General features: G+C 61.7%; 21 protein-coding genes. 14 read left to right on the top strand and 7 right to left on the bottom strand.

What is annotated here, in order from left to right; genetic code table 11:
• The first annotated feature begins 1 nt into the window (after position 1).
• The 7 genes from B0H98_RS11360 (at position 2) to B0H98_RS11330 (ending at position 7,362) form a co-directional block, all read left to right on the top strand.
• Positions 2 to 1,702 (top strand): ABC transporter permease, encoded by a 1,701-nt coding sequence (locus tag B0H98_RS11360; RefSeq protein WP_106375264.1) that lies wholly within the window; start codon positions 2 to 4, stop codon positions 1,700 to 1,702.
• Complete coding sequence (locus B0H98_RS11355) at positions 1,690 to 2,727, top strand: ABC transporter ATP-binding protein (protein WP_106375176.1); 1,038 nt, start codon at positions 1,690 to 1,692, stop codon at positions 2,725 to 2,727. Before B0H98_RS11360 ends, B0H98_RS11355 begins: the two co-directional genes overlap by 13 nt.
• Positions 2,724 to 3,806 carry an MBL fold metallo-hydrolase gene (locus B0H98_RS11350; protein WP_106375175.1) on the top strand — a complete coding sequence of 361 codons (1,083 nt, stop codon included), beginning with the start codon at positions 2,724 to 2,726 and terminating at the stop codon, positions 3,804 to 3,806. The genes B0H98_RS11355 and B0H98_RS11350 overlap by 4 nt, the downstream gene beginning before the upstream one ends.
• Positions 3,803 to 4,249 carry a phosphatase domain-containing protein gene (locus B0H98_RS11345; RefSeq protein ID WP_106375174.1) on the top strand — a complete coding sequence of 149 codons (447 nt, stop codon included), beginning with the start codon at positions 3,803 to 3,805 and terminating at the stop codon, positions 4,247 to 4,249. The genes B0H98_RS11350 and B0H98_RS11345 overlap by 4 nt, the downstream gene beginning before the upstream one ends.
• A gap of 247 nt (positions 4,250 to 4,496) precedes the next feature.
• On the top strand, positions 4,497 to 5,537 hold the full coding sequence (locus B0H98_RS11340; RefSeq protein WP_244183109.1) for an ABC transporter substrate-binding protein: 1,041 nt from the start codon (positions 4,497 to 4,499) through the stop codon (positions 5,535 to 5,537).
• Positions 5,538 to 5,548: 11 nt separating this feature from the next.
• The gene (locus B0H98_RS11335; RefSeq protein ID WP_279628387.1) at positions 5,549 to 6,601 is read left to right on the top strand and encodes a FecCD family ABC transporter permease; all 1,053 of its coding nucleotides are present in this window, start codon (positions 5,549 to 5,551) and stop codon (positions 6,599 to 6,601) included.
• Complete coding sequence (locus tag B0H98_RS11330; protein ID WP_106375172.1) at positions 6,598 to 7,362, top strand: ABC transporter ATP-binding protein; 765 nt, start codon at positions 6,598 to 6,600, stop codon at positions 7,360 to 7,362. Before B0H98_RS11335 ends, B0H98_RS11330 begins: the two co-directional genes overlap by 4 nt.
• Positions 7,363 to 7,368: 6 nt before the next feature.
• On the opposite strand, the gene B0H98_RS11325 is transcribed toward B0H98_RS11330, so the two are convergent.
• The 7 genes from B0H98_RS11325 to B0H98_RS11295 form a co-directional block, all read right to left on the bottom strand.
• Positions 7,369 to 7,542 (bottom strand): DUF1289 domain-containing protein, encoded by a 174-nt coding sequence (locus B0H98_RS11325; RefSeq protein WP_106375171.1) that lies wholly within the window; start codon positions 7,540 to 7,542, stop codon positions 7,369 to 7,371.
• Positions 7,543 to 7,589: 47 nt separating this feature from the next.
• A complete protein-coding gene (locus B0H98_RS11320) occupies positions 7,590 to 8,606 on the bottom strand; it encodes a WD40 repeat domain-containing protein (RefSeq protein ID WP_106375170.1) in 1,017 nt (338 codons plus the stop codon).
• Positions 8,603 to 9,589 carry a CobW family GTP-binding protein gene (locus B0H98_RS11315; RefSeq protein ID WP_106375169.1) on the bottom strand — a complete coding sequence of 329 codons (987 nt, stop codon included), beginning with the start codon at positions 9,587 to 9,589 and terminating at the stop codon, positions 8,603 to 8,605. Before B0H98_RS11315 ends, B0H98_RS11320 begins: the two co-directional genes overlap by 4 nt.
• A gap of 127 nt (positions 9,590 to 9,716) precedes the next feature.
• The gene (locus B0H98_RS11310; protein ID WP_106375168.1) at positions 9,717 to 10,889 is read right to left on the bottom strand and encodes an MFS transporter; all 1,173 of its coding nucleotides are present in this window, start codon (positions 10,887 to 10,889) and stop codon (positions 9,717 to 9,719) included.
• A gap of 18 nt (positions 10,890 to 10,907) precedes the next feature.
• Positions 10,908 to 11,882 carry a GlxA family transcriptional regulator gene (locus tag B0H98_RS11305; protein WP_106375167.1) on the bottom strand — a complete coding sequence of 325 codons (975 nt, stop codon included), beginning with the start codon at positions 11,880 to 11,882 and terminating at the stop codon, positions 10,908 to 10,910.
• An 86-nt stretch (positions 11,883 to 11,968) separates the two neighbouring features.
• Positions 11,969 to 12,652 carry a GntR family transcriptional regulator gene (locus tag B0H98_RS11300; protein WP_208623608.1) on the bottom strand — a complete coding sequence of 228 codons (684 nt, stop codon included), beginning with the start codon at positions 12,650 to 12,652 and terminating at the stop codon, positions 11,969 to 11,971.
• 188 nt (positions 12,653 to 12,840) lie between these two features.
• Positions 12,841 to 13,449, bottom strand: coding sequence for a cyclodeaminase/cyclohydrolase family protein (locus B0H98_RS11295; protein WP_106375166.1), 609 nt, complete (start codon positions 13,447 to 13,449; stop codon positions 12,841 to 12,843).
• A gap of 322 nt (positions 13,450 to 13,771) precedes the next feature.
• Here B0H98_RS11295 and B0H98_RS11290 point away from each other — a divergent pair, with 322 nt between their 5' ends.
• The 7 genes from B0H98_RS11290 (at position 13,772) to B0H98_RS11260 (ending at position 19,141) form a co-directional block, all read left to right on the top strand.
• On the top strand, positions 13,772 to 14,224 hold the full coding sequence (locus tag B0H98_RS11290; RefSeq protein ID WP_106375165.1) for a DUF2170 family protein: 453 nt from the start codon (positions 13,772 to 13,774) through the stop codon (positions 14,222 to 14,224).
• 22 nt (positions 14,225 to 14,246) lie between these two features.
• A complete protein-coding gene (locus B0H98_RS11285) occupies positions 14,247 to 14,942 on the top strand; it encodes a PspA/IM30 family protein (RefSeq protein ID WP_106375164.1) in 696 nt (231 codons plus the stop codon).
• A 49-nt stretch (positions 14,943 to 14,991) separates the two neighbouring features.
• Complete coding sequence (locus B0H98_RS11280; RefSeq protein ID WP_106375163.1) at positions 14,992 to 16,071, top strand: ion channel; 1,080 nt, start codon at positions 14,992 to 14,994, stop codon at positions 16,069 to 16,071.
• Positions 16,071 to 16,790, top strand: coding sequence for a DUF2491 family protein (locus B0H98_RS11275; protein ID WP_106375162.1), 720 nt, complete (start codon positions 16,071 to 16,073; stop codon positions 16,788 to 16,790). The genes B0H98_RS11280 and B0H98_RS11275 overlap by 1 nt, the downstream gene beginning before the upstream one ends.
• Positions 16,791 to 16,919: 129 nt before the next feature.
• A complete protein-coding gene (locus tag B0H98_RS11270) occupies positions 16,920 to 17,330 on the top strand; it encodes a DUF350 domain-containing protein (RefSeq protein ID WP_106375161.1) in 411 nt (136 codons plus the stop codon).
• A gap of 11 nt (positions 17,331 to 17,341) precedes the next feature.
• Positions 17,342 to 17,956, top strand: a complete 615-nt coding sequence (locus tag B0H98_RS11265; RefSeq protein ID WP_106375160.1) for a DUF1190 domain-containing protein — start codon at positions 17,342 to 17,344, stop codon at positions 17,954 to 17,956.
• An 18-nt stretch (positions 17,957 to 17,974) separates the two neighbouring features.
• Positions 17,975 to 19,141 carry a glutathionylspermidine synthase family protein gene (locus B0H98_RS11260; protein WP_106375159.1) on the top strand — a complete coding sequence of 389 codons (1,167 nt, stop codon included), beginning with the start codon at positions 17,975 to 17,977 and terminating at the stop codon, positions 19,139 to 19,141.
• The last annotated feature ends 8 nt before the right edge of the window (positions 19,142 to 19,149 follow it).

The following is a 19,149-nucleotide window of genomic DNA, read 5'->3' as shown; positions in this document are numbered from 1 at the left end:
GATGACGCCCGGGCTCACCCAAGGCAGCCAGCACCGCTGGCTGCTGACGCTACTGACCCTCATCGTGGTGCTGCTCAGCCTGGCCCCCAGCCTGCGGCTTCTGGCCGAAGCGCTGAGTGATCTTACCCAAGGCAGCGATGCGCCGCTGTGGCGCGTCATGCAGTCAGCAGGCACCTGGCGTGCGCTGTGGCACAGCCTGTATACCTCGGGGCTCGGCATGCTGATTGCGCTGACGCTGGGCAGTCTGTTTGCGTTCGTGATCACGCTGACCGACATTCGCGGCAAGGCGTGGCTGGTGTTCTGTTTCATGCTGCCCATGATGATTCCGCCCCAGGTCACCGCGCTTAGCTGGCTGCAGCTGTTTGGCCCGGCAAGCCCTCTGCTTAAAAGCATTGGCATGGCGCCGCCGCTCGGCAGCTCGCAGCCGCTCTACTCCGCAGAGGGCATTGCCCTGCTGCTGGGCATCCAAAGCGCTCCGCTGGTCTTTCTGGCGCTGCGCACTTCTCTGCTCTCCCTGCCCCGGGAGCTGGTCGAGGCCGCGCGCATCAGCGGTGCCCGCCAATCCCAGGTGTGGGGGCATATCGTGCTGCCCGTGACCCGCAGCGGCCTGATCGCCGGGGCCGCCATGGCATTTATCTCGAGCCTTGGCAACTTTGGCATTCCGGCGATGCTGGGCATTCCGGCGGGGTATTACGTGCTGCCCACGCTGATCTATCAGCGTATGGCAAGCTTTGGCACCGGTGTGCTGGCCGAGATGGCCGCGCTTTCGCTACTCATTGGCGTGCTGGCGCTGGCGGGGGTAGCGCTGCAGCAGCACTGGATGGGGCGCAGCCGTTTCGGGCTGACCGGCCACAGCGGGCGGGCACACGATTTCTCCCTTGGCCGCTACCAGGCAGGCGTCACGGCGCTGCTGGTTCTGGTGCTGCTGGTGATTCTGGTCGCGCCGCTGCTGGCGCTGGTGGTCAGCTCCCTGGTGCCCGCCATGGGCGTGCCGCTGAGCGCCGACACCGTCACCCTGGGCGCCTATCAGGAAGTGATTGGCCGCCAGGGTGCCACCTGGCGCGCGGTCAGCAACAGTTTGTGGCTGGCGGGCGGCGCGGCGCTGGTGCTCATGCTGTGCAGCCTGCCGCTGGCCTACCGCCTGCAGCGTCTGCCGCCACGCCTGCAGAACCTGACCCTGAGCATCATCGAGCTGCCCTATGCCCTGCCCGGCGTGGTGCTGGCGATTGCCTGCATTCTGCTGTTCGTGCGCCCACTGCCCCTCATCAACGTAGCGCTTTACGGCACCCTGGGGCTGATCTTCATCGCCTATCTGGCGCGCTTTCTAGTGGTGTGCTTAAAACCCGTTACCGCAAGCCTTGCCCAGCTTGACCCCTCTCTTGAAGAGGCCGCTCAGCTAGCGGGTGCCGGGCCCTGGCGGCGGCTCTCCACCATCGTGCTGCCGCTGATTGCCCCGGCGCTGTTTGCCGGGGGCTTGCTGGTATTTCTGCTGGCGGTCAACGAGCTGACCGTGTCGGCGCTGTTGTGGAGCGCGGGCAACGAGACCCTGGGCGTGCTGATTTTCAACCTCGATGAAGGCGGCGAAAGCGTGCTGGCCTCGGCGGTGTCGGTGCTGGTGGTGCTGATGGTCGCCTCGCTCATGCTGTCGCTGAGCCTGCTTTCGCCGCGTTTACCCAAAGGAGTCGTGCCATGGCAGGGCTGAACATACAAGACGTCACCAAACGCTTTGGCGACCATCTCGCCGTGGATGGGCTGTCGCTTGCGATCGAACCGGGTGAATTTGTGGCCCTTCTGGGCCCCAGCGGCTGCGGTAAGACCACCATGCTGCGCATGCTGGCCGGGTTCGAGCAGGTAAGCGCCGGCGAAATCCATCTGGGCGATACGCTGTTGGCAAGCGCGCACCAGCACCTGCCGCCGGAGCAGCGCAACATGGCCATGGTGTTTCAATCCTACGCCCTGTGGCCGCACATGAGCGTGGCCGATAACGTCGGCTACCCGCTCAAGCTACGCGGCGTGCGCGGGGCGGATTATCAGCGCCGAGTGGGGCAGGCACTTGCCCTGGTGGCACTTGAGCCCTACGCCGAGCGCACACCGCAGGACTTGAGCGGCGGCCAGCGCCAGCGCGTGGCGCTGGCCCGCTGCCTGGTGACCGACCCGGCGGTGGTGCTGCTGGATGAACCCCTGGCGAACCTTGACCGTCACCTGCGCGCCGCCATGGAGCACAGCTTTGCGGATTTTCATCGCCGCACCGAAGCCACCATGGTGTACGTCACCCATGACCAGAGCGAAGCCATGGCGCTGGCTGACCGCATCGCCGTGATGCGTGAAGGCCGGCTGGTGCAGTGGGCCACGCCGGAAACGCTTTATCGCGCGCCGCGCACGCCCTGGGTTGCAAGCTTTATCGGCCAGGGCAGCCAGCTGATGGTCGCCGCGGGCCGGCCGGGCCAGCGCCTTCAAGAGGCCGAGCTGATGCGGGGCCTGGCCGCTGCCGAGCGCACCCAGCCGGTGCTGGTGCGCCCCGAGCATATCCATGTGCAAACCGCGCCGACACACCACGATGTGACTGCCCGCGTGGAGCGCCAGACGTTTCGCGGCGAACGCTTTGAGCTGCACCTGCGCCTGCCAGGCGGCGAAGCGCTGCTGGCCTATCACCCCCACGCGCTTGAAGAGGGCCAGCAGGTTGCCCTGATTCTGCGCGAAGGCTGGTGTCTGGAGCCGGACCAATGAGCCTTGCTATCGACATTCTGAGCGGCCTGGGTGACAAGAGCCCGGCGGCCATTGTGGTAACGGCCAACGGCAGGCGCCTGCTGCTGGATGCCGGCGGCGCCCTGCACCCGGGCGACCCCACCACCTGGGCACGCGGGCTTGCCGTGGACGCAGTGATCATCAGCCACGACCATATCGACCATATCGGTGGCGTCAGCGAGCTGGACCCCGAGACGCCGCTCTACTGCACGCCGCTGGTGGCAAGCGCGCTACCCAAGGGGCGCGCCTGGCAGCCACTGCCCGAGCGCGGCACCTGCTGGATCGAAGGAATTCCCGTGACTACCGGGCAGGCGGGGCACTCCCTTGGCGGCGTCTGGATCCATCTGGGGGTCGAGGGCGGCATTTTCTACAGTGGCGATGCCTGCCTTGAGTCACGACTGTTTCCGTTTGATGTGCCGCCATCGGCGCGGATTGCGCTGTTGGATGCGTCCTACGGCACTTACGATCAGCCTCAGCAGGCATGTGTGGATGCCATCAGCGAGCACCTGAACCGTCCGCTGGTTTTCCCCGTGCCTGAGTCGGGCCGGGCACTGGAAATGGCGCTATGGCTTGCCAGCGAAGCCGATGCCCGCGGGCTGTCGATTGCCGTTGATCCAAGCATTCGCGCCAACCTGAAAACCCTGCTTGAGCTACCCGCCACGCTGCGCCGCCCGGGCGCTGACGAGGCTATCGCGGCGCTGCTGGCCCGCGAGGATGCCGCCACGCCTTCACTTCGGCTGATCAGCGACCGCGACGACACCGCCGCCCAGTGGCCAGGCTATCAGTTGCTGCACACCGGCTATCTAACGCCTTCGCGCTGCGCGGAGCTGGCCGCTGACAAGATTCTCTGGCAGCGCTGGAACGTACATCTGCGTGCCTCGCACCTGGTGGCGCTGGCCGACCAGGTGGGCGCCTGCCAGGTGGTGCCGCTATTTACCTCGCTCGCGGAGCCTGGCCTGAGTGCGTGGCGCGCCCTTCTGGGCCCCCGCCTGCATGCTCTGCCCACCCTGCATACTGCCCTTCACCCTACTTTTCACCTTGAAGCATGGAGTCCTGCATGACCGCGGTAATTGTTGATGTCGACGGCACACTGGCCGAATTTCACCCCGCCCAGGTACACGAATGGGTGCTGGGGCCTGCCAAGCAGTGGGACCCCTTCTTTGCCCATATGGCCAAGGCGCCGGTGATCGAACCGATCGCAAAGCTGGTCAAGCTGTTGAAAGCCCAGGGCCAGCAGATCATCATCTGCAGCGGCCGCCCGGACAGCCACCGCGAGCATACCCAGGCGTGGCTGACCCGCAACGCGATCCCTTTCGACGCCATGTACCTGCGCCCGGAGGGCCACGACCATGTGGATGACGAGGCGGTCAAGGAAGCCCTGCTCAGCACCATGCGCGACGACGGCTTCGACCCCTGGCTGGTGCTGGACGACCGCGATGCGGTCGTCGCCCAGTGGCGTGTGCTGGGTCTTACCTGTCTACAGTGCGCGCCCGGGGATTTCTGACCGGCGCGCCAATATGCTCTTGGGTTACTACACCGCATAATCGGCTCTTTCTCCGCTCGCTGCCTATATTCATCTACCTGTACATGCCTGCTCCGCTTTCCGGTTATTATCTCCTGGATAGCGGCGCGGGCACTTCTTTGCAACCATATAAATATGTTATAACATAACAATAAATCAAGGCGTCGTTTCCGTTGAGCCATCCGCTGACTGAAGGCGCCCAAGGCATGACAACTTATCGGGAATTTCCATGAACCTTGTTCGCTCTATGCTGTTGGCGGCCCTGGGCTTGTCAGCAGGCTACGCCACGGCCGATACGACGGTTGATACGACAGCTGCTAAAACGGACTACCCGCTGACGCTGAATAACTGTGGCAAGCCGATCAGCTTTTCGGCCGCCCCCGACGCAACGGTCACCATTGGCCAATCGGCAACCGAAATACTGTATGCGCTGGGGGTGGGCGATCAGGTACTGGGCACATCGGTATGGTTCACTCCGGTACTGCCACAGTTCAGCGAGCTCAATGCATCCATCGAGCGTATTGCCGACAACGACCCTAGCTTTGAGTCCGTGGTCAACAAGCGCCCGGCGCTTGTTGCGGTTCAGTACGAATGGCATGTTGGTGCGGCAGGCAGCGTGGCAACGCGTGAGCAGTTCGACGATCTGGGAATTGCCACGTACATCATGCCTGCCGACTGCGATACCAAAGACAACACCACAGGTGGTGACGGCATGCGCACGGCTCCCTTTTCCCCGGATCACGTCTACAAGGGCATTGCCGAGCTTGCCGAAATCTTCGATGTCCAGCCAGCGGGTGAAGCCCTGATCGAAGGCCTTGAAGCGCGTGAGGCCGCAGCGGTCGCCAGCGCCGGCCAGCTTGACCTGCCGGAGGACCTTTCCGCCGTCTTCTGGTTCTCCTCGCCGGACAATGGCGTTGCCCCCTATGTCGCAGGCCAGCTGGGCGCGCCCGGCTACATGATGAAGGCACTGGGAATACACAACGTCATCTCGTCGGATGAGGAGTGGCCCACCGTCGATTGGGAAACCATTGCCCGCGCCAATCCGGACGTCATTGTCATCGCGCACATGGACCGACGCCGCTATCCCGCGGATGATGTGGCCGCCAAGCGCGCCTTTCTTCAAAGCGACCCTGTCACGCGCGAAATGCGGGCGGTTCAAGAAGGCCATATCATCGAGATGGACGCCCACGCCATGAGCGCGACGATGCGCACCCTTTTCGGCCTGGAAACGCTTGCCGAAGCGCTTTCGGGGATGTCCTTCGAGCGATGAGCAAGGCATCTGTGCTAACCCCATGGCCGCGCTTTCAGGGACGCGGCCACTGGTTCTGGCTGACCCCGCTGCTGCTGTTTTCCGCCATCATGGCCGGCACTGCGATTGGCGAGACGTCGATATCCATCGAGACAGTGCTCAAGGTACTGGCCAATCGGCTGCTGGGCGCAGACTACCCCGTTGACCGCATCGATGCCGGGATCATCTGGAGCTACCGTCTTAGCCGCGCGGTGGTCGCCGCGTGCTGCGGCGCCGGGCTGGCCCTGGCCGGGGTGGTGCTGCAGGCACTGCTGCGCAATCCGCTGGCCGACCCCTACTTGATGGGCATTTCCGCCGGCGCATCCACCGGCGCGGTTCTCGTGGCCGTGGCCGGGTTTGGCGGGGGCGTCGTTACACTTTCGGCCGGTGCCATGGTCGGCGCCATCGCGGCATTCGGGCTGGTGGTGATACTCGCCTATGGCGCCTCGGATAGCCGAGGCGGCGGCACACAGGCATCCAGCGCGATCATTCTGGCAGGCATAGCCGGGTCGAGCCTGTTCAACGCCCTGACAGCGTTCATCATCGCCAGATCCGCCAGCGCGGAGCAGGCGCGGGGCATCATGTTCTGGCTGATGGGCAATCTTTCCGGTATTCGCTGGGACAACGCCCTGCTGGCCGTACCCACTGCGCTTGGCGGCCTGCTGGTCTGCCTCTGGTACCGCCAAACGCTGGATGCCTTCACCTTCGGCAATGACAGCGCAGCCTCCATGGGTATCGCCGTGCGCCGGGTGCGGGGCATTCTGATTTTGACCGTCGCCCTGATGACCGCCGTGATGGTGTCCATGGTGGGTGCCATCGGCTTTGTCGGGCTGGTCATTCCCCACGCCATGCGGTTTCTGACGGGCAGCCGCCATACCCGTCTGGTGCCCGCCTCTGCCCTGGCAGGCGCGGTGTTTCTGATCGGCGCTGACGTGGTGTCACGCATACTGGTGACCGGACAGGTGCTGCCCATCGGCGTCGTTACGGCCCTGGTCGGCGCGCCGGTGTTCGCCTTGATACTGATTCGCGGAGCAAGATCACGATGAAACTCGTTGCCGAAAATGTAAGCTGGAAAGTTCAGGGACGCACACTTCTGGAGAATGTCAGCCTGAGCATCGCCGCCGGTGAAACCTTTGGCCTGATCGGTCCGAACGGTTCGGGAAAGACGACCCTGCTGCGTCTGTTTGCCGGACTGCAGAAACCCAAGGCGGGGCGTATACGGATCGCCGGACAGGACATGGCCCGTATGCGTCAGCGCGATATCGCACGCTCGGTGGCGCTGGTGGAACAGCAGGCCAATACCGCTGAACGCATCAGCGTCCATCAGGCCGTGTCGCTTGGCCGAACCCCCTTTCTCTCCCCCTTCCAGCCATGGTCCGAGGAGGATGAAGCGATTGTGTCCCGCGCGCTGGCGGATGTCGGCATGCAGTCCATGGCAGAGCGCCTCTGGCATACGCTGTCCGGCGGCGAGCGCCAACGTGCCCATATCGCCAGAGCGCTGGCCCAAGAGCCTTGCGTGCTGTTGCTGGATGAGCCCACCAACCATCTGGATATCCGCCACCAGCTCTCGATTCTTCAACTGGTTCGGCAGCTCCCCATCACGGTGGTGATTGCCCTGCATGATCTCAATCAGGCCATGGAGTGCGACCGTATCGGCGTCATCGAAGACGGGCATCTGGTCGATCTGGGCACGCCTCGACAAGTGCTGACGTGCCGCCGGCTGCGCCAGACCTTCGGCGTGCATGCCGACATTCTTGAGGATCCTGCCGGGCCGGGGCAGATCATGCGCTTTCGCCAGGCCGTTTAAAGCGCGCTACTTGTCGAGCTTCTTGCGCCGCTGCTCGGCCCGTTTGAGGGTAGACAGCTTTTCGGGCCGCTTCATCGACTTCCAGTGGCGAATTTCTTCAATACTGCGTCCACAGCTGGTACACATACCGCCTTTCAACTGGCAGGTGGATGTGCAGGGGCTGTCGATTTTCTTGGCCATCCTGAAACTTCCTGATGTGCGCGTGGATAAGTAAGCATTGATAGCGGCTACCCGGCTACCGGGAGACGCCCGGCAAAGCCGGTATCGGTGCCAAAAGCCAGCCAGTGTCCATCCGCCGACCAGCTCATGGCGGTAATCGCTCCGTTTCCCGGTGGCTTGATGACGACTTCCTGGTCGCGCTGCGGCTCGGCAATGATGACCTGACCGTTATCGTAACCAATTGCAAGGATGGCGTGCCTGGGGTCACCGGCCACCGCGGTGACCAGAGCCTCTGTGGATTCACCCGGTGTCAGCGGTTCATGCCCTTTTGGCCCCTTGCGTCCCTTGAACGACCAGCAAGGCGCACAGGGGCTGCCACTGGTGGCCAGGTAGCGCCCGCCATTGAACCAGGCCCAGGATTTCACCTTGGCGCTATAGCCGCTCATGACCAGATCGTCGCTGTCCTCGAGCCGCCAGCCGCGCAGACACGCTTCCTGCATCGCTGAAATGACGAACCGGTTATCCGGGCTCCAGGTAACCGCCAGGTGCGAGCCGGGACACTTGAGCACCACCGGGGTGGAGTCCGCCGAACGTGTAGAGCAGAGTGTCACGCCGCCGTAGTGGGCCACGGCAATTCGGTAACCGTTGGGCGCAAGGCAGATGCCGCCAACCGTACTGGGAAATTCACGTACCAGCGGTTCGCCTTTTTCAGCGTACACATGCAGTCGTTTGCCTTCGGTACAGGCCATCACGCCGTTGGCATGACTGGCCACGTGATCGATCCAGCGCCCCTGAAAGGCAGCTATCTCTCGGGTCGTGCCATCGGCGTCGATGCGCAGGAAGCGCCCGTCATCGCCGCCGCTCAGAAAACCCGTCTTCGGCGCGCTGGCAAGGCTTAGCACAGCACCTTCATGCGCCTGCAGGTTGACAGGTTCATGATCAGCCCCGGCAGGCAGCAGGCGCACGCTGCCATCGCCCAGCGCAAAAGCCAGATTACCCGCTTTATCGAAGCAGGCGGATAACACATAGGCCGACCACTGCCACTGCTGCCCCAACTGCTCGAGGATCGAGGCCGACTGGCTCATGATAGCCCCGGGGTGGCACTACCCTTTTGAATACAGGCCTCGAACCCGGCACGCAGTCTTGCTTCGTCCAGATCGCGCCCGATGAACACCAGGCGGCTATGCCGCGGCTCGGTGTTCGTCCACGGCTGCGTGAAGATCCCGTTGGCCAGCATGTGCACGCTCTGGAAGACGTAACGCCTGGGCTGATCCAGCAGGTGCAGGATTCCCTTGCAGCGCAGGATGTTCACGCCGTCGGTACGCAGCACATCCGATATCCAGGTATCAAACAGCTCAGGGAGCAGAGGTTGCGTGGCCGTCAGCGAGAGGCTCTTGACCTGCTCGTCATGCTCATGGGCATGCTCTTCGGTCAGAAAACCCGGTTCCAGCGAGACGATCCTTTCCAGATCAAAGGCGCCCAGGTCGAGCACCTCGGCCAGATCGATATCGCAATGGTTGGCCATGACGATTTTCGCGTAGGGATTGATGGCGTGAATCCGTGCGACCAGCGATTGCCGCGCCTGCTCGTCGATCAGATCGATCTTGTTGAGAATGATGACGTCAGCAAACGCCACCTGCTCGGCGGCCTCGGGGCTATCGCCAAGCCGTACGGGGAGATGCTTGGCATCGGCGACCGTGACCACGGCATCCAGCGCCGTTTTACTGCGCACATCGTCATCCACGAAGAACGTCTGCGCCACCGGTGCCGGGTCGGCCAGCCCCGTCGTTTCAATGATGATCGCGTCAAAGCGGTCGATGCGCTTCATCAAACCTGAAATGATGCGTATCAGGTCACCGCGCACGGTGCAGCAGATACAGCCATTGTTCATCTCGAAGACTTCTTCATCGGCGCCAACAACCAGGTCGTTATCAATTCCCAGCTCGCCGAACTCGTTGACGATCACCGCGTAGCGCTTGCCATGATCCTCACAGAGAATGCGGTTGAGCAGCGTGGTCTTGCCCGAGCCTAGATAACCTGTCAGTACGGTAACCGGAACCTTACCCATGTTGAGCTCCTGCCCATTTGAACAATATCCATATGTTATAACATACCCAAACAAGACAGACAGAACCTTCTTGCATGAAGGCTCTGGGAGCTAGCAACCGCATCAGGCAGGATAACGCTGACGTCTCTCAATGCGCCGGAGAACGATGGTTGGCAAGACGCTTGTGCCAGGCGAGGCCCACCAGGGGCAGCAACGAAACAGGGATCAAGAGCGCGTTGAGCGTCGCCCATCCCAGTGTACCCACTAGAGGTCCCGCAAGCAGCGCCGTGAGAGCCACCGTGCCGAAGACGAGAAACTCGTTGGCAGCTTGCGTACGCGCCTTGTCGGCCGGGCGATAGCTTTGAGTCAAAAGACCAGTGGCGGGCAGGAAGGTAAAGTTCCAGCCCAGCCCCAGCAGAATCAGCGCAAGGTTGAAACCGGCAAGCCCGGCATCGAACTGCGCGGCGACGGCACTCGCCGCCAGCAGCAAACAGCCCAACACAATCATGCGCTTGGCACCAACACGGGCCGTCAGGTGGCCGGTAAAGAAAGAGGGCAGAAACATGGCTACCACGTGCCATTGAATGGTCATGGAGACATGATCGAAAGAGTGCCCGGCACCGGCCATGGCCAGGGGCGTGGCCGTCATCGCCAGGTTCATCACGCCATACCCGACCGCCGCCGAGCCGACGGCCAGAAGGAAGGTGGGCTGGCGGAGAATCTCGCCGAGCGGACGCGGCACGCCCTCGGCATGGCTCTCGCCCTGCGGCGGCAGCCTGGTCAGGCACAGCACCAGAAGCGCAAGGGCATAAAGCACGCCCAAACCGATAAAGCTGCCCAGAAACGGCACCTCGCCAAGCTCCCGGCTGACCCGGGCAAGCCAGGGGCCGAAGAACGCGGCCAGCACGCCGCCGCCCATCACCAGCCCGATCGCCCGATCCCGCAGCCGAGCGGGTGCGGCCTCCACCGCCGCAAACCGGTAGAGCTGACCAAACCCGATGCCGATCCCGATCAGCCAGGTCGCCAGCAGAAATAGCCCGAAGCGCTGGCCAATCAGCGCCTGGGTGGCAACGACCACGCCCACCAGGCCAATCAGGTTACCCAGCACAAAACCGCGCTTGCGGCCCAGTCGTCCCATGATCAGCGAGGCGGGAATGGTCGCGCACATCAGCCCCAGCCACTGGCTGGCTACCGGCGCGGTGGCCCAGCTGGCGCTGGGTGAAAGCGACGCGCCAATCAGCGGCGAGACGGCAATCAACAGAATATTGCCGCTGACCAGCAGCGCCTGACACAGCGAGAGTAACGACACCGTTAATGGCATGAAAAGCTCCTTGAAGGCTCAAGCGCGGGCAGTATGAAACCGCTGACGGTAAACGGAAGGCGAAACGCCGTAGTAACGCTGAAACTGGCGGCGCAGCTGCTCGGCGCTGCCCAGGCGCCAACGCTCGGCGAGGCGCTCGAGTGACACGCTCTGGACCTCATCCAGCAGCGCCATGCGCGCCTGCTCCAGGCGCAGCTGGGTCAGGTAGGTACAGGGTGTGGTGGCCAGATGCCGCCTGAACAGCCGGGTAAGGTGGCGCGGGGATACCGCCATCTGCGCGGCCATGCTCTCCAGCGTGTGCGCGCCGCCGGGGTCTGCATGCAGGCGGTCTACCAAGCGCTTGAGCGGCCCGGCACGCTGCTGGCCGCGCAGTATTTCGCTGAACTGCGACTGCCCGCCCGGGCGGTGCAGGAACATCACCAGCTCCCGCGCCACGCGCCCGGCCAACGCCGCGCCGTGATCCGCCTCGACCAGCGAGAGCGCCAGATCGATCCCCGCCGTGACGCCGGCGCTGGTGTAACGCCCGCCGCTTTCCAGGTAAAGGGCGTCGGGCTCGACGCTGAGCGCCGGATACTCCTCGGCAAGCTGGTGTGCGTGGCGCCAGTGGGTGGTGACGCGTTGACCGTCCAGCAGCCCGGCGGCGGCGAGCAGAAACGCCCCGGAGCAGATCGACCCTACCCGGCGCACCCTGGGCGCCAGCTGACGCAGCAGATTCAACAGCTCAGCGTCATTTCGGGCCTGAATGACCCCGCTGCCACCGGCCACCAGCAACGTATCCAGCGCCGGCAGGTCGGGCAATTCGTGGTAGGCGTGCTGGGCATGAACCGCCAGCCCGCCATTGGTCATCACCCTACCCGGGGCATCGGCGACCAGCGTCAGGCGGTAAAGCGGTACGGGGCTCAATGCATTGGCGCTGGCAAATACCTGCCATGGGCCGCTGACATCCAGCAGTTGGCAATTCGGGTAGGCCAACAGGACAATATGGCGCGTCACGCATTCTCTCCTGATCGTTATTGTGGAGAGTTTCCGCCGAGCGCTCCGCGTCGGCAAGGACCATTACCCCACCGATAAGGACATGACTAGCCTGCCTGACCCACCGGGGCCTCCATGCGGCGCACGCTGGAAACGAAATCGCTGAAACGCTCGCCCTGGATCAGCACGTGGTCGCACAGCGCCTGCTGGGCCAGGGCAGCATCGCCCTTGGCAATGGCATCGACAATGACCCGATGCTCGTTGAGCGAGTTGTGCATCCGCTGGCGCACCTGAAGTTGCAGCCGCCGGTAGGGCTTCAAGCGCTGCTTCAACTGGCGCGCTTCGCTGGCCAGAAAGGTATTGTGGCTGGCGGCGTAGATACAGTCGTGGAAGGTTTCGTTCTCGTAGTAGTACTCGTCGGTATCACCCGCCAGTGCCGCCGCTTCGCAGCGCTCGTGAGCGGCACGTAATGCCGAAAGCTCCGGCTCGCTGATGCGCCGGGCCGCCAGCCGCCCGCACATGCCCTCAAGTTCGGCCATGACCTCGAACATCTCGATCAACTGGTCGATACCCACCTTGGCAACAAAGGTGCCTTTCTTTGGCGAAACGGTGACCAGGCCGCTGGCCACCAGCTGCTGGAACGCTTCACGTACCGGCGTGCGCGAGACGTTGAACGCACGCCCCAGCTCTTCCGGGTCCAGCCGCTCCCCCGGCAGCCGGCGGCCATTGATGATGTCGTCTTCCAGGGAGTCACGAAGTTGCTGCGCGTTGGAGCGTTTTATACTTGCCATACTTTCCCCTGTTAATCACCCATGAAATATATATCGCCTACTTTGATATACATACCTGACGTTGAGCAATACGCCTTTACTGCAGGGCAAAAAAAAGAAAGCATGAAAAGTAACAGATAGATAAAGAATTGATGCCCTTATAGCCTCACTATCCCAGGTTTGAAAAGCAGCCAGCCCGTTAAACCGGCTCATATGCGAGTGAGCAACACCACCGCCTGCTCCTTGAGCGCATCGTAAGCCTCTTGAACGCGGCGCTTTTCCGCTTCGCTACCCAGCAAGTCTGTATTGGCTTCAACGTTGAGCAGTACGCTGCGCAGCGCGGCAGCAAGCAGCTCGCCGCCGGCCTGAGTGTCACTGGCAAACTGCTTCTCGCTGTGCTCACCCGCCCGCTCGCCCAGGCTCAAGGCCTTCTGGCAGAGCCGTGCCGTGGCGAGCGGTACGTCAACCGCCGTAGCGGCGGCTTGCTGAATTGCGCGGTGCCGGGATGCTTTTTTATGCTCGGTGTCTTGGGGCATCTGAAAGGCCGACATTAGCTCTTCAAATGCGGCGATATCCTTGTCGGCCAGGGGGCTGAGCTGCTCGTTCAAACGCTCGCCTTCGTCGATCAGGACGCGCCTGACCTCGCTTGTCTCATGCTGCTGGCTCAGATGCAGCCCCTTGAGAATCAATGCCACCCCCAGGGAAGCCGTCACGCTGGCCGCCGCCCCGCACCCCGGCATGGGGCGATGAGCAAGTGCGTCGCGAAAATGACTCAGCGTCTGCTCCCAGACGGGGGTGCAATCTTTAGCTTCCTGCATGTGTGTTACTCCGTGGATACGCGCGGTTAAATCGAACTCATACCCGTCTGCCGGGTCTTACTATCAGGCGCATCACGCGCCGTATACTCTCTTTTGAAAGCACTATCGCCAGTATGGCTCACTCGCAGCCACCACGCGTCATCACGACGCCCTTCGACGTAACGTGGTAGCGTAACGGGTACAGCGCTATGCCTGGGCATTGATCGCCACCCTGATTTTAAGTAAGCCATTGATTAAGATAGCAATGCCTTGTATTTCGCTAGAAGGTTACTTAGCGTTGGGCTAAAATAAACTTCATTTGCATAAGGAGCTTGCTGCTTTGATGAGTTCACACGACACGGGCGCACTGTCCGCCGCCGAGCTTTATCGTCTGGTCACCGAGGCCACCGCACAGCCAGAGGCCAGCGAGCTTGCGTGGCCCGATGCCCATTTAAGCCTGGATGAAGCCAACCAGACCTTGATCTGGGAGCTTCACGACTATGGCAACCTGACCCTGACGCTGTCCCGCAGCGATAATGAGTGGATCGCCATGACCGCGATTGCCGCGGTGGACAGCGTCAGCAATCAAACCGAACTCAACGAGGTACTGCTGCGTCAGGGCCTCGCGCTACCGCTGGCCTCCATCGGCATTGTCACCATCGACGGGCGTGATTTTTACGTCGCCTACGGCCAGCTGTTCGGCGACTCAAAACTGGCGTCCATCTGCGCTGAACTGCACGCAACGGCAAGTGCTGCCATGGAAGTCGCCGGTCTGATTCAGGAACACTTTTCTTAATCCGCTTTTCAGGAGCATTTCTATGTTAAGTAAAATCATGACGGCCTTACGCGGTAAAGCCAATGAAACCGGCCAGGCGGTCGTTGATTCCCAGGCGCTGCGCATTCTGGACCAGGAAATTCGGGATTCTGAAAACCACCTCAAGCAGTCCAAGACCGAACTGGCACGCCTGATGGGTCAGCGTCAGTTGAACAGCAACAAGGCGGATACTCTGGAAGGCAAGATCAGCGAACTCGAGCAGAGCGCTGAAGCGGCGCTGGACAAGGGCGAAGAAGCGCTTGCCGTGGAAGTCGCTGAACGCATGGTCACCATGCAGGGCGAACTTGAAGCCGAGCGCAACATCGTCAGCGAGTACGATACCAGCATCGAGAACCTGCGCGGCGCCATCCGCAATACTGAAAACCAGCTGCGCCAGCTCAAGCAGCAGGTGAGCGTGGTCAAGGCGACCGAATCCGCCCAGAAGGCGCAGTCCGCCGTTGCAGCGCGTCACTCCGGCCAGAACAGCGCCATGGGCAGCGCCATGGAGTCGCTCGAGCGTATCCGTGAACGTCAGCAGCTCAACTCAGCCCAGATGCAGGCCGCTGAGCAGATGGCTGCCGAAGAGAGCGGTTCATCTCTGGATGCGCGCCTGAAAGCCGCGGGTATCGGCGCTAATGAGCGTAAGGCCGAGGACGTACTGGCCCGTTTGAAAGCCAAGAAGAATACGCCGCAAGCGTAACTAAAATAGCGCCCGCCCAGGCGGCGGGCCTGTTCTCAAGGAGCGAGCAGTGCCTATTTTTGTGCGCCTTTTAAAGGCGCTTCAAGCCTCCACCATCAGCGTCAGCTGGACCTTTCTATTCTTGGTGGTCATTGGGCATTCGGCCCTCTCCTGGGGTTTCATGTCCTATGCCGGTGAAGAGGTGGCAAGCTCTCTCAGGCTGTGGCTGTACTTTTATGTGACCACGACCACCACTGTGGGCTATGGAGATTTCAGTCCTCAAACGCCCCTTGGCCAGTGGGCAGCCACGCTCTGGGTCATTCCCGGCGGCATCATCTTGTTTGCTGCGTTCATCGGCAAGGCCACGGCCAATATCAGCTCAACATGGAGAACGCTGGTGCAGGGTAATGCGAACTACGCAGGCCTTACCGGCCACACGCTAGTGATTGGTTGGCACGGTGAACCCACCGCCAACATCATTCGTATCCTTCAGGCAGACCCCAACCTGCCGGACGATATCGTGCTGTGCGTGGCGGCGGATATCGATAACCCGCTGCCGGGCAGTATCAAGTTCGTCAAGGGTGACAGCTTTTCAGATGCCGAGCTGTTGAACCGGGCGGGCATCAAGGGCGCCAGCCGTATCATCATCTACGACAAGGTAGATGAGCGCGTGGCGACCATCGCGCTGTCGGTATACGACCAGAAATCACCGGATTGTCACATGGTCGCGCACTGCGACAACCCCTCGACCGCCAGCATGTTGCGTCGTACGCTGCCGGGCATCGAATGCACCCAAGGGCTATCCATTGAAATGCTGGTGCGCTCGGCAACCGATGCGGGTATCAGTCGGGTGGTCAACGAGCTGCTGGCCATCGGCCAGGGCGCTACCCAGTTTCAAGCCTGTCTGCCCGCCACGCTGCCCGCTGACCAGAGCGTGCGCTATGGCGACCTGATGGCCAGGGCCAAGGCGGATAACAACGTGACCCTGCTGGGCGTCTGGCGTCCGGCAAGCGATGAGCGTCAGCTGCTGAACCCGCCTGCGGACTTTGCCGTGACTGCAGGCGACACCCTCTACTACATGGGCGATCAGCGCCTGAGCGATGGCGAGCTTGTCGCCCTGTTCCAGTCTGCTCTTGGGAGAGTTACCTGATGTTCAAGACGTTGAAAAATCTGTTGGGTGCTTCAGATGAAGCTGCGCCAGCCGAGAGTAAAGCAACCTTCAGCGCAGGCCTGCCGCTGGGCATGACGCCTGACGATTTCGAAGGGCTGCGCCTGGATGGCCGCGTGAAGATCGAGCTTGCCGAGCTGAGCGCCTTTCCCGACACCCTGTTCGGCTGGTCCAGCGAGCCCTACCATCATGTGGCGGCGGTCGGCCATGTGGACCTTGGTCAGGGATCGCACCTGGTACGCTTCTATCTGGATAACGACACCTGGCTGCAGGCCAATGTCGAAAACCAGCGCGTGATCGAATACAAGCTGTTTGATTTCTATCGCGTAACGCACCTGTCGGATGGCGAGTTTGATGCGCTGGTCAATGCAGAGGATAAAAAAGCCGGTCAGCTGGGTGCGCAGACTATTACCGTGGAAGCCACCGACACCACGGGACGTGAGTGCCAGTACCAGCGCGTATGGGGCGATGAGGCAAGCCTCTGGTCCCCCCCCGTACTGCTCGAAGAGCAGGTGATGACAACAGAAAGCGTCATGACGCGTAGTGTTACCCATCACGCCATGCTCTACGAGCGCCAGATAGAAGGCGCCGAACGGATGGAGTATGTATTGCTGAATGCCGAAAATGACGGCGAAGGTGGCTTCATGCTGGTGCAGAATCTGGGCGTGGATGTCACCTCTGTGGACATTGATGCCATTTAAACGGCATTAGCCATCTACACTGTCTATCAGACGTTTTACCCAGCGTTTCAGGCACGGCTTTACTTACCGTCGCCAGGCCGCCTTTCAACCAACGACAACGTTTATTCTCAACGAAGGAAGACCCTACACATGCAGTATCTACAAGGCCTCCCCCACTTTCTGGGCTACCTGATCGGCGCGCTCGTGCTCCTCATTGCGTTCATGTATTGCTATAGCCGAATTACGCCCCACCATGAGTGGACGCTGATTCGTGAAGGTAACGCTGCAGCCGCTACCGCCTATGCGGGCTCGATTCTAGGCTTCACCCTGCCGCTTTACAGCGCCATGGCGAACTCCGTGAGTTTTATCGATTTCATCCTGTGGGGCATCATCGCGTTTGGCGTGCAGCTGGCCACCTTCTTCGGATTGAAAATGGTGCTGAAGAACCAGGGGGAAAGCCTTTCACTGCATATTACCGAAGGCCATATGGCGTACGGTATTCTGGTCGGTAGCATATCGATTGCGGTAGGCCTGATTAACGCAGCCTCCATGACGTGGTAAGGAGTGTACCCATGGCAAATAACGATCAGACACCGCACCTTCCCCGTCGCAAGCGCAGCGCCCGCCTGTCATTGGCGATGATGGGTGCCAGCGCATTCGGCTTGACCGCCTGCGGCCAGCCGGAACAGACCACCGATGTAAGCTTCGATAGCCCGCGCAGCTACCAAAGCGTGGACGAGTGCGTGGCAGCCGATGTATACACCCAGAGCGCCTGTGAAGAAGCCTACGAGGCATCGATCAAGGAAGTCCCACGCTTCAATACACTTGAAGCCTGCGAAGCTGAACATGGCGAAGGCGCCTGCGTGGCGCCCAGCGAAGAGCAGGCTCAGGCGGCTACCGGCAGCAGTAGCGGCAGCTGGTTCATGCCTGCCATGATGGGCTATATGGTGGGTAACATGATGTCGCGCTCGAGCAGCGGCGCCGCTAGCCGTGGCGTCTACCAGGAGCCGGTATATCGTAACCGCCAGAATCAGGGCAACTGGAATACGGCCACCAACCAGGCCAGCCAGCGCGTCAGTCAGCGCCAGCAGACCATGCGTTCCTCGGCGATGCAGAACCGTCAGGCGGCCACCCAGCGAAGCGGTTTCGGCTCGCGCTCCTCTGCCCGTGGGGGCTGGGGCTCGTGATCAGCACTGGATATCTGAATGCTTAGAATCGATGTGGCCGAACGCCCCCACTGGAAAACCCTGGCTCATGAGCTGGGGTTTCATTTTCATACCATCGACGGCGAGCCCTACTGGAAAGAGAGCGCCTACTACCAGTTCACCCTTGAACAGGTAGAGCGGGATATCGAAGCGCCTACTGAAGAGCTGCATGAAATGTGCATGGAGCTTGTCGACCGAGTCTGCCACTCCAACGCGCTGATGCAGCGCCTGGCGCTGCCGGAGTTCATGTGGGACACCATCCACGACTCCTGGGTGTCCGGTCAGCCGCACCTTTACGGGCGCATGGATTTTGCCTACTCAGGGCAAGGTCCCGCCAAGCTGCTCGAACTCAACTACGACACCCCTACCTCGCTTTACGAGGCGGGCTTCTTTCAGTGGGTATGGCTCGAGCAGGCGATTGCCCAGGGCATCATCCCGCGCCACGCGGATCAATATAACTCCATTCAGGAGCGGCTGATCAACGCCATGGCGCATATCGGCGACCGGCTTGGAGATCGTACGCTGCACTTTTCCTGCATCAAGGACAATGTCGAGGAGCGCGCCACCGTTCACTACCTGCAGGATGTTGCGGTGCAGGCAGGCCTCACGGCGCCATTCGTGTTCATGGAGGATATCGGCTACCAGGACGGCCGCGACACCTTTGTCGACCTGGATCATCAGCCCATTCAGGCGCTGTTCAAGCTCTACCCCTGGGAAGAGCTTGCCGACGACGCCTTTGGTGAGAAAATTCCGCAGTTGGCGACCCACTGGTTCGAGCCACCCTGGAAAGCCATCCTTTCCAACAAGGGGATCCTTCCGCTGCTCTGGGAGCACTTCAAGGGCCATCCCAATCTGCTGCCGGCCTACTTCGAAGAGAAAAATCCCGCGCTGCTGTCCCCAGGCTGGGTGCGCAAGCCGTTCTTTTCACGCGAGGGCAGTAATATCGAGCTTTTGACCCCTGATGGCCAGCGCGAGGCGGTAGACGGCCCCTATACCGACAGCCCGTGGATTCGCCAGGCTTATCAGCCAATGCCCCGGTTCGGCGAGCACCATGCGCTGATCGGCAGTTGGGTAGTGGGTGATCGTGCCTGCGGTATTGGCGTGCGCGAAGACGTGGGGCGAATCACCAAGGACTCTTCCTGCTTCGTGCCCCACGCCATCGTCTAATGCGCGGC

It is taken from the genome of Vreelandella songnenensis, from assembly GCF_003002925.1.
Taxonomy (GTDB): Bacteria; Pseudomonadota; Gammaproteobacteria; order Pseudomonadales; family Halomonadaceae; genus Vreelandella; species Vreelandella songnenensis.
Note: the sequence above shows the minus strand (reverse complement) of the source record. Positions and strands in the feature narration are given on the sequence as shown.